At 64.9% G+C, this 13,632-nt stretch carries 12 protein-coding genes and 1 riboswitch; of the genes, 7 read left to right on the top strand and 5 right to left on the bottom strand.

Annotation, left to right across the window (positions count from 1 at the left end; all coding sequences use genetic code 11):
• Positions 1-73 precede the first annotated feature (73 nt).
• Both AUR_RS15935 and glyA read right to left on the bottom strand, forming a co-directional pair.
• Positions 74-964: a bifunctional methylenetetrahydrofolate dehydrogenase/methenyltetrahydrofolate cyclohydrolase gene (locus AUR_RS15935; RefSeq protein WP_031217089.1), complete on the bottom strand. Its 891-nt coding sequence runs from the start codon at positions 962-964 to the stop codon at positions 74-76.
• Positions 958-2,256: a serine hydroxymethyltransferase gene (gene glyA, locus AUR_RS15930; RefSeq protein ID WP_206616262.1), complete on the bottom strand. Its 1,299-nt coding sequence runs from the start codon at positions 2,254-2,256 to the stop codon at positions 958-960. Before glyA ends, AUR_RS15935 begins: the two co-directional genes overlap by 7 nt.
• Before the next feature lie 118 nt (positions 2,257-2,374).
• A riboswitch (ZMP/ZTP riboswitch) is annotated at positions 2,375-2,460 on the bottom strand.
• A 35-nt stretch (positions 2,461-2,495) separates the two neighbouring features.
• Between glyA and purU the strand changes: the two genes are divergently transcribed.
• From purU to AUR_RS15915, 3 genes are all read left to right on the top strand, one after another.
• Positions 2,496-3,344 carry a formyltetrahydrofolate deformylase gene (gene purU, locus AUR_RS15925; protein ID WP_021474130.1) on the top strand — a complete coding sequence of 283 codons (849 nt, stop codon included), beginning with the start codon at positions 2,496-2,498 and terminating at the stop codon, positions 3,342-3,344.
• A gap of 90 nt (positions 3,345-3,434) precedes the next feature.
• Positions 3,435-4,094, top strand: coding sequence for a class I SAM-dependent methyltransferase (locus AUR_RS15920; protein WP_062095656.1), 660 nt, complete (start codon positions 3,435-3,437; stop codon positions 4,092-4,094).
• 83 nt (positions 4,095-4,177) lie between these two features.
• Positions 4,178-4,699 (top strand): gamma carbonic anhydrase family protein, encoded by a 522-nt coding sequence (locus tag AUR_RS15915; RefSeq protein WP_021474128.1) that lies wholly within the window; start codon positions 4,178-4,180, stop codon positions 4,697-4,699.
• A gap of 7 nt (positions 4,700-4,706) precedes the next feature.
• Here the strand turns inward: AUR_RS15915 and AUR_RS15910 are convergent, their stop codons facing one another.
• On the bottom strand, positions 4,707-6,416 hold the full coding sequence (locus AUR_RS15910; protein WP_170828577.1) for a flavin monoamine oxidase family protein: 1,710 nt from the start codon (positions 6,414-6,416) through the stop codon (positions 4,707-4,709).
• Positions 6,413-7,843 carry an amino acid permease gene (locus AUR_RS15905; protein ID WP_241650965.1) on the bottom strand — a complete coding sequence of 477 codons (1,431 nt, stop codon included), beginning with the start codon at positions 7,841-7,843 and terminating at the stop codon, positions 6,413-6,415. The genes AUR_RS15910 and AUR_RS15905 overlap by 4 nt, the downstream gene beginning before the upstream one ends.
• Before the next feature lie 195 nt (positions 7,844-8,038).
• Here AUR_RS15905 and alr point away from each other — a divergent pair, with 195 nt between their 5' ends.
• From alr to AUR_RS15890, 3 genes are all read left to right on the top strand, one after another.
• On the top strand, positions 8,039-9,271 hold the full coding sequence (gene alr, locus AUR_RS15900) for an alanine racemase (protein WP_205679725.1): 1,233 nt from the start codon (positions 8,039-8,041) through the stop codon (positions 9,269-9,271).
• Positions 9,261-10,856, top strand: a complete 1,596-nt coding sequence (locus tag AUR_RS15895) for a PucR family transcriptional regulator (protein ID WP_062095650.1) — start codon at positions 9,261-9,263, stop codon at positions 10,854-10,856. The genes alr and AUR_RS15895 overlap by 11 nt, the downstream gene beginning before the upstream one ends.
• A 149-nt stretch (positions 10,857-11,005) precedes the next feature.
• Positions 11,006-11,281 carry a hypothetical protein gene (locus AUR_RS15890; protein WP_021474123.1) on the top strand — a complete coding sequence of 92 codons (276 nt, stop codon included), beginning with the start codon at positions 11,006-11,008 and terminating at the stop codon, positions 11,279-11,281.
• Here the strand turns inward: AUR_RS15890 and AUR_RS15885 are convergent.
• On the bottom strand, positions 11,247-12,107 hold the full coding sequence (locus AUR_RS15885; RefSeq protein WP_062095648.1) for a nitrilase-related carbon-nitrogen hydrolase: 861 nt from the start codon (positions 12,105-12,107) through the stop codon (positions 11,247-11,249). The two genes, AUR_RS15890 and AUR_RS15885, sit on opposite strands and share 35 nt — an antisense overlap.
• Positions 12,108-12,337: 230 nt before the next feature.
• Between AUR_RS15885 and AUR_RS15880 the strand changes: the two genes are divergently transcribed.
• Positions 12,338-13,525, top strand: a complete 1,188-nt coding sequence (locus AUR_RS15880) for an ROK family transcriptional regulator (RefSeq protein ID WP_062095646.1) — start codon at positions 12,338-12,340, stop codon at positions 13,523-13,525.
• The last annotated feature ends 107 nt before the right edge of the window (positions 13,526-13,632 follow it).

The following is a 13,632-nucleotide window of genomic DNA, read 5'->3' as shown; positions in this document are numbered from 1 at the left end:
GGGATCAAATTCTCTTTAACGAACAAGGCGCCCACTCCACAGGGAGCAGGCGCCTTGCTGCGCTTGGTTTCGGCTACGCCAGTCCGGCTTGGCGTTCGGCGCTCTCCACCACGTTGGCCAGCAACATGGCACGGGTCATCGGACCCACGCCGCCGGGGTTCGGGGACAGCCATGCGGCGACGTCCGCCGCAGCCGGGTCCACGTCTCCGGTGACAACAGCCTTGCCGTTGCCGTCCTCCACGCGGCTGACGCCGACATCGAGCACCACGGCGCCCGGCTTGAGGTCCTCAGCCTTGATCATGTGCGGCACGCCGGCAGCAGCAATCACGACGTCGGCCTGCTTCAGTTCCGCAGGCAGATCCACCGTCCCGGTGTGGGCCAGGATCACCGTGGCGTTGACATCCTTGCGGGTCAGCAGGAGGCCTACGGGACGGCCAATGGTGACACCACGGCCGACCACCAGGACACGCTTGCCGTTGAGCTCGATGCCGTGCCGGCGCATCAACTCCACGCAGCCCTTGGGCGTGCAGGGCAGCGGGGACTTCATCTCGCCGCTCACGTTGGCCACCAGGCGGCCAAGGTTCATGGGGTGCAGGCCGTCGGCGTCCTTGTCCGGATCCATGGCCTCCAGGATGACGTCCTGGTCGATGTGCTTGGGCAGCGGGAGCTGGACGATGTACCCGGTGCACTCCGGGTTCTCGTTGAGCTCCCGGACAACTTTGAGCAGCTCGTCCTGGGTGATGTCCTCGGGAAGGTCCCGGCGGATGGACTGGATGCCCACCTCGGCGCAGTCCTTGTGCTTACCGCCGACGTACCAGGTGCTGCCCGGATCCGAGCCCACCAGGATGGTGCCCAGGCCCGGAACGATGCCCTTGGATGCGAGGACGGCAACCCGTTCTGTCAGTTCTGCCTTGATGGCCGCGGCGGTTGCCTTGCCGTCAAGGATCTGTGCTGCGTTCACCACTGCTCATGCTGCGGGTAGAGCGGGAAGTCGGCGGCGAGCTTGTCCACGCGTGCCTGCAGGGCTTCTGCATCAACGCTGCCCGTGGCGCCCTTTACGAGCGCGGTGGCGATGATGTCGGCAACCTCGGTGAACTCCGCGGCGCCGAATCCGCGGGTAGCCAGTGCGGGCGTACCGATGCGAAGGCCGGAGGTGACCATCGGCGGGCGGGGATCGAACGGAACGGCATTGCGGTTCACGGTGATGCCCACGGAGTGCAGGAGGTCTTCGGCCTGCTGGCCGTCCAACTGGGAGTTCCGCAGGTCAACGAGGACCAGGTGCACATCGGTGCCGCCGGTGAGGACGGAAACGCCTGCCTCGGCAACGTCGGACTGGTTGAGGCGGTCGGCGATGATCTTGGCACCCTCGAGCACGCGCTCCTGGCGTTCCTTGAATTCCTCGCTGCCGGCGATCTTGAAGGCAACAGCCTTGGCCGCGATGACGTGCATCAGCGGCCCGCCCTGCTGGCCGGGGAAGACGTTGGAGTTGATCTTTTTGCCGTACTGTTCCTTCGCCAATATCACGCCGGAACGCGGGCCTGCGAGGGTCTTGTGCACGGTGGAGGTGACGACGTCGGAGTGCGGCACCGGGCTCGGGTGCAGTCCTGCTGCAACCAGGCCGGCGAAGTGCGCCATGTCCGTCCAGAGGAGGGCGCCTACCTCGTCCGCGATGGAGCGGAAGGCAGCGAAATTAAGGTGGCGGGGGTACGCGGACCAGCCGGCAATGATGACCTGCGGCTTCTCGGCGATGGCCTGCTCGCGCAGCTTGTCCATGTCCACGCGGAAGGTATCTTCTTCCACCTGGTAGGCAGCAACCTGGTAGAGCTTGCCGGAGAAGTTGAGCTTCATGCCGTGGGTCAGGTGGCCGCCGTGTGCCAGGGAAAGGCCGAGGATCTTGTCGCCGGGGGTGATCATGGCGGACAGTGCGGCGGCGTTGGCCTGGGCACCTGAATGGGGCTGGACGTTGGCGTACTCCGCACCGAAGAGGGCCTTGACGCGATCGATGGCGAGCTGCTCGGCAACGTCAACGTACTCGCAGCCGCCGTAGTAGCGCTTGCCCGGGTAACCCTCGGCGTACTTGTTGGTCAGGACAGAGCCCTGGGCTTCCATGACTGCGCGCGGCGCGAAGTTCTCGGAGGCGATCATTTCCAGGGTGCCGCGCTGGCGGCCGAGTTCCTGGTCGAGGACTGCTGCGATCTCGGGATCGAGTTCGGCGAGCGGCTGGTTACTGACAGACGCTGAAGTGGTGGTAGTCACGGAGATCTCCTGGCTAGGGAATGGGAGGTGCTACAGGTCAGGCTACCGGCAGCAGCATTCCCGCGTCCCCTCAATGACAAGAGGCATCGGTCACGCTGCATGCATCCGGTAAAACATGACCCTCGGCCCAGGCGTACGATCCGTGGTCTTCGTGATTGCCGCTCCCTGGTGGTTGTCCACCTCACGCCAGTTGCGACCCGTTAACAATACAACAGGGCCCCGCGGGTAGGCTTGTCCGCGTGACTGACTCCGCTTTCGTTGTAACCCTGTCCTGCCCCGACCGTCCCGGCATCGTCCACGCTGTTGCCGGCGCCCTCCTTGAGGCCGGTTGCAACATCGCCGACTCCCAGCAGTACGGAAGCCCCAGCACCGGCAACTTCTTCATGCGCGTGGAGGTTACGACGTCGAGCCCCCAGGCGGAACTGGCGGAAGCCCTGCGGCCGGTTGCCGAGTCCTTCGGGATGACGTGGCAGATCAATCCGGTAGGCCGCAAGGTCCGGACCATCATCATGTGCTCCAAGGACGCCCACTGCCTCAACGACCTCCTCTTCCAGCAGCGTGCCGGGACCTTGCCCATCGAGGTGCCCGCCATCGTTTCCAACCACCGGGACCTGGAGTCGCTGGCCGAGTTCTACGGCATCCCGTTCCACCACATCCCTGTCACGGCCGACACCAAGCCACAGGCCGAGGCCGAGCTCCTGAAGCTGATCAAGGAACACGATGTTGAACTGACGGTCCTGGCGCGCTACATGCAGGTCCTCTCCAACGATCTGTGCAGGGAGTTGAACGGCAAGGCCATCAACATCCACCACTCCTTCCTTCCGTCGTTCAAGGGCGCCAAGCCCTACCACCAGGCCCATGCCCGCGGGGTGAAGCTCATCGGCGCTACAGCCCACTACGTCACCGCAGACCTGGACGAGGGTCCCATCATCGAGCAGGAAGTGATCCGTGTTGACCACGCCCGCACTGCTGCCCAATTCGTCCAGATGGGGCGGGACGTGGAGGGCCGTACCCTGGTCCAGGCAGTCCAGTGGCACGCCGAACACCGGGTACTCCTGGACGGCACCCGGACCGTGGTGTTCAACTAACTCCTTTCCCAACTGACTGGCAGCAGGGGTTGTTCTGAGCGCTCAGAACAACCCCTACTGCCAGTCACTTTGGCGATCTACGCTGGGGCTATGCAGGGCATGCCCGATCCCGACGCCGACTTGGCCACCTACTACGACCGCCACGCCGCGCTCCGCAATACCCGTTCCCTGACGCCGCACCGTGTTGAAGCCCGGGAGTGGTTTGTTCGGCTGCTGAAACGTGAACACCGGCACTCCTTGATGGAGCTGGGCTGCGGCACGGGCGTAGAAGGACTGGCTTTTGTCCAGGCCGGGCTGCACTACACCGGGGTCGACCTATCCCCGGAGAGTATCCATGTGGCGCGAGCCCACGGACTCGACTGTTCCGTGGCGAACGGCCGCAGCCTGCCCTTTCCCGACGCTGCCTTCGATGCGGCATGGAGCATGAGCACGCTTCTGCATGTGCCGAACAGCAGCATCCACGACGTCGTCCGCGAACTCGTGCGGGTCACAGCGGCAGGTGCCCCGATCGGCGTCGGGCTCTGGTCCGGGGAGGACGAAGAGGTGCTCAACCCCGAAGACCTCGACGAGCCCCGCCGCTTCTTCAGCCGCCGCAGCGACCAGACCTTGCAGTGGATCTTCGGTGAGCACGGCAGCGTAGAGCATTTCCAGACGTGGCCCGAGGGAACCGGGGAGGAATCCGGGCCCGGCGCAGGCAACTGGGCCCAGCACTACCAGTTCCTGGTTCTGCGCACCCCCTCCCCCAAGTAGGTCGCATTTGTGCGCGTTCTGAGCCCTCATAACGTGCTCTGCTGCTACCCAGTTGGGGAAGGGCGTGACTTAAGCTGGGAGGCATGGCTCCCTCTTACACCTTTGCCGGGGACACCCCGGACATCCATGAAACTGCCTTTGTGGCCCCCACAGCGTCGATCATCGGCAAGGCAACGCTGGCCGAAGATTCCAGCGCCTTCTACGGCGTCTCCGTTCGCGCGGACACTGCCGCGATCAGCGTCGGCGCAGGCTCCAACCTCCAGGACAATGTGGTCCTGCACGCGGACCCGGGCTTTCCCTGCACGGTCGGCGAGCGCGTGTCAGTCGGCCACAGCGCAGTGGTCCATGGCTGCACCGTGGAGGACGACTGCCTCATCGGCATGAGTGCCACCATCCTCAACGGAGCTGTGATCGGTACGGGTTCGCTGGTGGCCGCCGGCGCCGTGGTCCTTGAAGGCACGGTCATTCCCCCGCGGTCGCTGGTTGCCGGGGTGCCTGCGAAGGTCCGTCGCGAACTGACCGACGACGAGTTCGACGGCGTGAAGCACAACGCCGCCCACTACCGGGAGCTCGCTGCGGCGCACCGCCAGATGCACGGCGCCTAGGCCCCAACTAGTCCAGGCTGATTGGCCCGAGCTCGTCCAGTAGCTCACCCGGCCCCGGGTTGGCAGCTGCGGAGGAACCGCCCAAGTGGTTGACCACGCCCCATACGGCGTTCAGGCCCGTGGTCACGGCGCCTTCGGCCCATCCGGCGGTGAAGGACACGTCATCCCCGGCAAGGAAGATCCCGCGCTGGCTCTCCGGAAGCTTGTCCTGCTTGAAGTGCGTGAACAGCCGCTGCTGGTAGCGGTAGTGGCCGGGGAGGTTGGCCTTGAACGCTCCCATGAAGTTGGGGTCGGCTTCCCAGGACACGGTGATGGGCTGGCCCACGATGTGGCTGGCGATGTCCACGCCAGGGTAGATCTGCTCCAACGAGTGCAGCATGAGCTTGACGCGCTCTTCGGCGGTGAGGGCGAGCCATTTCAGGGCGTCGTCGTTCCATGTGTAGGACAGGAGGATGACCGCGGGCTTGTCCGGGCCGTCGTCGAGCAGGTACGTTGCCCGGTTGAGGCGGTCGGTGAGGGTCATGGAGAGGACTTCGCGGCCGGTTTCGGGATCGATGTCCTTCCAGAACGGCCGGTCCACCATCACGAACGTCTTGGACGACTGCATGTAGTGCGAGCGTTCAATGGCAGTCCACAGCTCGGACGGGAACAGGGCTTCTTCGGTGTGGATACGCGTGGAAAGCAGCCACGACTGGCACGTTGTCACCACTGCCGGATACGTCGCCTCGCGGCCCCAGCTTTCCCGGACCACCAGGTCGCCGTTGGCTGCGCGCCGGATGTTGTCCACCGCGCCGCGCGGCGAACCTGAGTGCAGGGACGCCAGCGAGGTGCCCTGCGGCCAATGCTTGATGTCCGACGGCGCGTGGTTCCAGAGTGCCTCGGGGAGCCTTTGCGCTCCGCCCCGGATCAGCCGGTGCTGGTCGTCGGCGTCCGTGTACACGACGCGGAGGATTTCGAGGATGGAGTTGGGGAAATCCGTGTCCCAGCCTCCCGTGCCGAAGCCCACCTGGCCGAACGCTTCACGGTGCGCGAAGCCGGCGTCTTTGAAGGACTTGCTCGCGGCGATAAACCCGTAGAAGGTCTGCTCGTCGAGTTCGGGCAGGAGTTCGTTCCAGAGTTCCTTGATGCGCGTGGTGTCCCGGGCCTTGATGGCTTCCTGCATTTCCGTGAAGGCGGCACCATCCTTGATGGCGTCTCTCCAGGCGTCGGCTACCTCATGGAAGAAAGCGGGCAGGTCATCAGGTGTGGCGGCGTAGTGCTTCTTGCCTGCCAGTTCGATCACAGTGCTGGACGTGACCGGGGCCAACGGGTTGGGGAACTCCTGCGTTTCCAGGCCGAGCAAGTCTATGTAGTGGTAGAAGGCCTTGCCGGAGACGGGGAAACGCATGCCGCCAAGGTCGGCCGTGACGCCGGGTGCCGACGGGAAGCTGGCCGTCCGGAGGCGGCCGCCGATCTGGTCGGCCTCGTAGATCACGGGCCGGAGTCCCAGCTTCATCAGTTCATAGGCGGTGACAATGCCGGACAGTCCGGCGCCGATGACGGCTACCTCGGTGCCGTAACGCTCTTCGGGAACCGAGCCAAGGCCGGCCGGGTGGGCGAGGTAGTGGTCGTAGCTGAACGGGAAGTCCGGGTTCAGCATGGTGATGGGCGCTTCGGGTGCGCGGTCGGCTGCTCCGGCGGCGCCGTCGGCTGTGGGAAATTCGGTGGCGATGGTCATGCGTTCTCTGCTTTCACAGTTTCCGGGCTCACGGCCCTGGTGGTCAGTTCACGGTAGTCCTGCTCGCTGAGCGCGGCTACCTTGGAATTCCGGCGTCCATAGCCGAAGTAGATCGCGATGCCTACACACATCCAGGCACCGAAAACGAGCCACGTATCGGCGCCGAGGTTGGCCATGAGGTAGGCGCACATGAGTGTTCCCAGCACGGGAGTAACCGGGTACAGCAGGACCCGGAAGCTGCGCTTGAGGTCCGGACGGTTGCGGCGCAGGTAGATCACCGCAACGTTGACCAAGGCGAACGCGAAGAGGGTTCCGATGCTGGTGGCTTCTGCCAGTGCACCCAGCGGAACCAGGCCGGCGGCGAGCGCGACGGCGACGCCCACGATCAGCGTTCCCGTCACCGGAGTGCCGGTGCGGCGGGAGACGCGGCCGAAGACCTTTGGCACCATGCCGTCGCGGGACATGGACAGGAGGATGCGGGTCTGGCCGTAGAGGACGGTGAGCACAATGCTGGCGATCGCGAGGACCGCGCCGACGGAGAAGACGAGGGCAATCCAGGGCTGACCCGTGATTTCGTGCAGGATCTGCACCAACGCAGCTTCTGTACCGTCGAACCATCCCCAGGGCCTGGCTCCGATGGCTGCAACGGCCACCAGGACGTAGATGCTGGTGACGATCACCATGGAGAGCATGATGGCGCGGGGCATGTCCCGCTTGGGGTTCCGGGCTTCTTCGCCGGCAGTGGATGCTGCATCGAAGCCGATGTAGGAGAAGAAGACGCTCGAGGCAGCTGCGGAGACTCCGGCTGCGCCCATGGGAAGGAGGGGTTCGAAGTTGCCGGCATTGAAAGCAGTGAAGGCAACGGCGCAGAAGAACAGCAGGATGCCCACCTTGACGGCGACGATCGCGGTGTTGATCCAGGCGCTCTCCCGGGCTCCCCGGACCAGCAGGGCCATGGCCAGGAGCACGATGACCATCGCGGGAATGTTCACGACGCCGCCGTCCCCCGGCGGCTGGCTCATCGCGTCAGGCAGGACCTGCCCAAAAGCGGCGAGTGTCTCGTTGACGTACTGTCCTGCACCGACGGCGACCGCCGCCACGGACACGGCATATTCCAGCACGAGGCACCAGCCACAGATCCAGGCCATGCCTTCGCCCATGGTGGCGTAGGAGTAGGAGTAGCTGGAACCGGCGACGGGCACCAGCCCGGCCATCTCCGCGTAGGAGACCGCCGAGAGCAATGCCGCGAGGCCTGCAATGACGAACGAGATCCAGATGGCCGGACCGGCCAGCGGGACGGATTCGCCGAGGATGACCAAAATGCCGGTGCCGAGCGTGGCGCCTACGCTGATCATGGTCAGCTGCAGGACGCCGAAGCTGCGGACCAGGGGCGTGCCGCTTTCGCTGCTTCCGGCTTCCCCGGCCATCTGCGCGATGGGCTTCCGGCGCAGCAATTGGGCGCCGAGGCCAAGCCGGGTGAGGCTTGCCGGGGTTGGGTCTTGGGTGTTCACAGGCACAGTCACCGTTGACGTCCCTTCTGAGTAGTTGTCGGTTTCCCCTCATCAAGACTGGCATGTGAGCCAACTCTCAGGCTGGTGCAAAATGACCTATAGTGATCCACCATGAGACGTAATGCACATCAATTATCGCCCCTCGCGGCGACTCTTTCCGGCCAGGTCAGCGTGGACCTGTCTGCTATTTCAGACAACGTCAAAGCTTTGAAGAAACGGGCCAAGGCGCCCTTCTTCATGGCCGTCGTCAAAGGCAATGCGTACGGTCACGGCCTGGTGGAAGTGGCCCGCACGGCAATCGAAGCGGGGGCTCACTGGCTTGGCACCGCGCAGCTGTCGGAAGCCATCGAATTGCGGAAAGCCGGTATCACCGAACCCATCCTTTCCTGGTTGTATCTGGCATCACAGACGAGCGACACCATCCGCGAAGCCCTCGAAAACTCCATCGATGTCTCACTCGGAAGCGTCCACCAACTGGAGGTGCTGGCAGGCATCGCGAAGGACTTGGGCCGTCCCGCCGTCGTACATCTGGAACTGGACAGCGGCCTCAGTCGCGGCGGCGCGCGCAAGGAGGACTGGGCCGCACTGGTGGCGCGGGCGCGCCAGGCCGAACTCGAAGGGACCCTGCGCGTGCGCGGCGTGTGGACGCACCTGGCCTGGGCAGACGTCCCCGCCCACCCCGGCAACGCAGCAGCCGTGGCCGGGTTCGAGGACGCCGTCAGCGCGGCGCGGGAAGCCGGGCTGACGCCGGAACTGAGGCATGTTTCCAGCTCGGCCAACATCCTGGAACGGCCCGAATTCCACTTCGACATGGTGCGCGCCGGCCTCGCCATCTATGGCCTGGCGCCGGCGGACCACCTGGATCCGGCTGACTTCGGACTCCGCCCGGCCCTCAGCGTCACAGCTCCCTTGGTGATGGTCAAGAAGGTCCCGGCGGGAACCGGGGTCAGCTACGAACACCAAGCCATCACCTACGAACCCCGCTACCTTGGCCTCATCCCCTTGGGGTACGCGGACGGCATTCCGAAGGGCATCAGCGGACGTTCCGTCGTAAACATCGCAGGGCGGAGGGTGCCGGTGATCGGCAAAGTCTGCATGGACCAGTTCATGGTGGACCTGGGACCGGATGCCACGGGAATCGACGTCGGGAACACTGCAGTCCTGTTCGGCGACCCCGCGGAGGGAGCCGCGAGCGCGGATGACTGGGGTGCCGCGATCGGCAGCCATGGAGATGAAATCATCAACCGGATCGCGCCGCGGCTGCCGCGTGCCTACCGGAGCAGCGCATACCAGTGCCCGGACTACCAGGAGCCGGCCGCCGCCGGGCAGGGCAATGTTGCCTGAACCCGCCGCCGCCCGCCTGAGTTTCGTCACGCTTGAGCAGTTCCTCGAGCAGCTGCCGCCGGAGTTGAAGATGCTTCACGACGGCGGCAGCGGCGCCTCGCTGCTGCGCTGGGTGGAACCGAGCGAGCTCGAGGATCCGACGCCGTACCTGCCCGAGGGCGAGTTCCTGCTTACCTCCGGGTTGCCGTTCCTGGGCGAGGGCGGCTCGGCGGACAAAGTGGACGCGTATGTCCGAAGGTTGGTCGATGCGAAGGTGGCCGCGCTCGGGTTCGGTATCAGGCCCTATTTCGACGCCGTTCCCGACGTCCTGCTTGACGCTTGCCGAACGCACAACCTCACCTTGTTCGAAGTGCCCGAGTCCCTGCCGTTCGCCGCGATCGGGCTGGAATTTTCGCAGTTGTTGGAGTCGGACAATGCACGGGTTTTCCGGCAGCTCGCGGAAACGAACCGCCAACTGATGCGGGCGGTCCTCTCCCCCAGGCCCGAGCACGAACTCCTCGCCGCCCTGGTTCAGCGGGTGCCGGTGTGGGCGGTGCTGTTCGGCGCGGACGGGCGCGTCCGAGCCCGCGGCCACAGCACCGGCGGCAGCACCGGCGTCGACCATTCCCTACTGGCACCCATGCTGGAACGGCTGCTGTCCGGCAGCGGCCCGCGGGTGGAGATGGACGGGTTCGAACAGCCCGGGTCGGCCCTGGTGGTGGGGCATCCGCTGCGCAGCACCAAGGACGCAAACCTCGGGGCGCTCATCTTGGGTTCGGACGTTGCGCTGACACCGGCCCAGAACAACGTGGTGCAGTCGGCCGTGGGGTTGCTGGAGTTGCTGGTGCGGCAGCGGACCAGCGGTTCACTGGCACCAAGCCAACTGGCCACGGCCATGCTGCTTCACCCGGAAACGCTGGTCTCGGGCGGGACCAAACAACTCAACGGACTCAAGGACCTCTTGGCACAAAGCCTGTCCTCTACCCGGTCAGGCCAGATGCGGGTCATCCAGGGCGTCAGGGTTGGCGGTTCCGTGGATGACGGACCAGTGCGTGAACTGCTGCAATGGCGTCGCCTGTTCGACACCAAGCTCGTGGAGATCACGGACTACGGATTCGCCGCTATCACCCGCCTGCGTGTTGATGATTCCCTGCTGGCAGATGTCGAGAAACTCGGCTGGCGACTGGTGATCGGCGAACCCACCGAGCTGGGCGGTTTATCGGCGGCCTACCAGCGCGTGGGCTCGTTAAGGCCGCGCGTGCTGTCCACCGGCGTGAGCGCCCGCGTCGATGAGGTGAACTGGTCCGTGACAGGACTGCTGGGCCGGGAGGCAGGGACCATGCTCGCCGAGCGCCTGCTGGGGCCCCTGCTTTCCTTGGAGCCCGAGCGCCGCGATCCGCTGCTGTCCGTCCTGCGTGGGTGGCTCACCGAAAACGGAAGCTGGGACGCGTCCGCCAAGCTGCTGGGCCTGCACCGCAACAGCGTCCGGCGGCAGATCGGCGTGATCGCGGAACTACTGGACATGGACCTCAACGCTGCGCAGGTGCGGGCGGAGCTGTGGATCGCCCTGCAGTATGTGGAGGAGCAGGCACCGGGCACCACCTAGATTTCCTCGCGGAAGTCTGTGCAAGGGCTTTTCAGCGCCTAATTTGGGCGGATTCGGCACCTAATTTTGCGCAGACCAGTCATGAGCCCGCATAGGTCACATAGCATGCCAAGCAAGCCGACACAGGTCATTCCAGCGAGGAGAAAACCGTGCCCATATTGCGTCGTCCAACCTTTGCCGTCCGAATCGCCGTCATAGTGGCCCTGGCTGCGGCCGTGATCGGGACCATCGTAACCAGCGTCGTATCGGCGCAAGGGGTTTCGGGTACGGTTCACCTCGACGGATCCGAAGTCTCCCAGGGCGGCTTTCGCTTCGAACTCGGTGCTTCTTATCCCGCCCTTCTTGCCATCATCCTGACGGCAGCGCTCATGGCTGCTGTGGGTTCCGCGCTCAAGGCGCGCCGGCGAAGCCTCGACGCGGACTAGCTTCCCATGTCGCGTAGAGGTCCGGGCGGCGTTCCTTCAAGTAAGGGACCTCGGCACGGGCCGCTTTGACAGCTTCCGTTCCAACCTCGGCGAAAAGCAACGCAGCCCCCTCCCCCGCCGCGGCGAGCAATGAACCATCGGGACCGGCTACGACGCTTCCGCCAAGGAAGTTGTAGATGTCCTCGTGCCCGGAGTGGTTGGCGTAGGCCACATGCAGTTGGCTCTCCAGCGCCCGCGCGCGGATGAGGACCTGGGGCACGTTGTCGAAGCCGGCGGATAACGCCGTGGGTACCAGCAACAGTTCCGCACCGCGGCCCGCTGCCGCGCGCACGGCTTCCGGGAACTCGACGTCGTAGCAGATCAGCATCGATGTGCGGATGCCGTTGAAATCCACGACGGCGGGAGGTTCCTGGGAGCCGACGAACGCCTTGTGCTCTTCCTCGCCGAAGAGGTGGACCTTGTTGTACGTCAGGATTTCTTTCCCGGAGGCGTCCAACAAAGTAGCCGAGATATGCCAGCGCCCCTCCGCGGATGCTGGCTCGGCGCCGTCGTCGTGCGCTTCTTTGGCCGATGCCGGGAGGCTATACACCAGGCCGATGCCATGAGTCCTAGCGATCCGGGCAAGCCGCTCGCGGATCCCGGGCAACGTCGCCGAATCCATCCCGGCGTGGATCCGGAGCGGTGCATAGCCCACCGGGAAGAGCTCGGGCGTCAGCAATAACGCAGCCCCTGCCTTCGATGCCCGCTGTGCGGCGTCGTCAATAGTCCGAAGGTTTGCGTCCACGTCCAGGACGGAGGCGTTGGCCTGCAGGACTGAGAGCAGCATCGTTACCACCTTGGTTCTCCGGGGCCCGGCGCTGGTAGGTCCGGGGGTACTTGGTTCCAGCCTAGGCGCGCCGGGCCATCGCAGGCTGGGACATTTGGACCCGGATGCTTGGCAGGCAGGGCACATCGCCCGGCCCTACTGGCGTCCCTGCGTTGGAGTATGTCGCTCAAGATTTACTCGTTGTGTTCACTTCTTGACTACAAGGCTCTTTGTGGGGCACTCTTCTTGTCATGCCCGCTACGCAGCGCTCAACGAAGAGCCATCCGAGAAAACCCGGCTCACAGTCCGCACTTCGCCACCTCAACCAGCAGCGGATCATCGAGTGCCTACTGAGCGGGCCATCCACCCAGGCCGAGCTTTCCCGGCAGACCGGCCTGTCAACGGCCACCGTTTCCAACATCGTGAAAATCATGCAGGATGCGGGCCTCGTCTCCACGGAGCCGACCACCAGTTCAGGCCGCCGCGCCACGAACGTGAGGCTCAACAGCAACGGGGCTGTCGCCGTCGGAATCGACTTCGGCAGGCGCCACTTGCGGGTAGTGCTGGCCTCCCTCGGCTACCACGTGATCGCCGAGGAGTACATCGAGCTGCCGCTCGGCCACAAAGCAGAAGAAGGCATCGCCGCAGCTGTCCGACTCCTGGGGAGGCTCCTAGAGGAAAACAGCATCGACCCCAGCGCGGTAGTCGGGGCCGGAGCCGGCATCCCTGGGCCCATCGACCGCCGCAGCGGCACCGTAGCGCAAGGGGCAATCCTCCCCGAATGGGTGGGCATCGACATCCTCCACAGACTCGAAGAAGCGCTCCAATGCCCCGTCTTCGTTGACAACGACGCCAATCTGGGCGCCCTGTCCGAGGTCACCTGGGGACCGCACAGCGGTGTGTCCAACCTGATGTTCCTCAAGATCGGTTCGGGCATCGGTGCCGGCTTGATCCTGAACGGCGCGCCCTATTACGGCAACGTCGGAATCACCGGAGAAATCGGCCACGCCACCATCCACGAACACGGCCTTGTCTGCCGCTGCGGGAACCGCGGATGCCTCGAAACCATAGCGTCCACCACCACCATGATCGAGCTGCTGAGCCGGGGGCAGGACGCCCTCCTGACACCCCAGGACATAGTGCGCAACTGCCTCGCAGGGGACTCCGCCACCCAGCGCGTGGTGGACGATGCCGGGCTTGCCGTGGGACGCGCCTTGGGCAACGTTTCCAACCTGATCAACCCTGAAGTCATCGTGGTGGGCGGCCCCCTCGCCGGCCTCGGGGACCTGTTGCTGGACCCCATCCGAAGGGGCCTTGTACGCCACGCGGTGCCCGTCGTCGGGGAGACGACGCATCTCGCCATGTCCTCGCTCGGCGCGCGCGCAGAGGCCTTGGGCGCAGCCGCATTGGTGTTCCAACACGCCGGCATTACCGGCTAGTAACCAAATCGTTAGCACCATCTTGTGTTCAAGTCTTGACGACAAGATGGTGTTTACAGTTTACTTTTTCATCAGACAGCTCCGCCGCCGCGGGGCCGACAACGAAG

It is taken from the genome of Paenarthrobacter ureafaciens (genome assembly GCF_004028095.1).
GTDB lineage: Bacteria > Actinomycetota > Actinomycetes > Actinomycetales > Micrococcaceae > Arthrobacter > Arthrobacter ureafaciens.
This window is presented reverse-complemented; position numbering and strand designations above follow the sequence as displayed.

Coding starts and splice junctions, on each gene's coding strand:
- alr (WP_205679725.1), top strand. CDS start 8,039: ATGAGACGTAATGCACATCAATTATCGCCCCTCGCGGCGACTCTTTCC.
- AUR_RS15895 (WP_062095650.1), top strand. CDS start 9,261: ATGTTGCCTGAACCCGCCGCCGCCCGCCTGAGTTTCGTCACGCTTGAG.
- AUR_RS15915 (WP_021474128.1), top strand. CDS start 4,178: ATGGCTCCCTCTTACACCTTTGCCGGGGACACCCCGGACATCCATGAA.
- AUR_RS15905 (WP_241650965.1), bottom strand. CDS start 7,843: ATGGCCGGGGAAGCCGGAAGCAGCGAAAGCGGCACGCCCCTGGTCCGC.
- AUR_RS15885 (WP_062095648.1), bottom strand. CDS start 12,107: ATGCTGCTCTCAGTCCTGCAGGCCAACGCCTCCGTCCTGGACGTGGAC.
- AUR_RS15880 (WP_062095646.1), top strand. CDS start 12,338: ATGCCCGCTACGCAGCGCTCAACGAAGAGCCATCCGAGAAAACCCGGC.
- AUR_RS15920 (WP_062095656.1), top strand. CDS start 3,435: ATGCAGGGCATGCCCGATCCCGACGCCGACTTGGCCACCTACTACGAC.
- AUR_RS15910 (WP_170828577.1), bottom strand. CDS start 6,416: ATGACCATCGCCACCGAATTTCCCACAGCCGACGGCGCCGCCGGAGCA.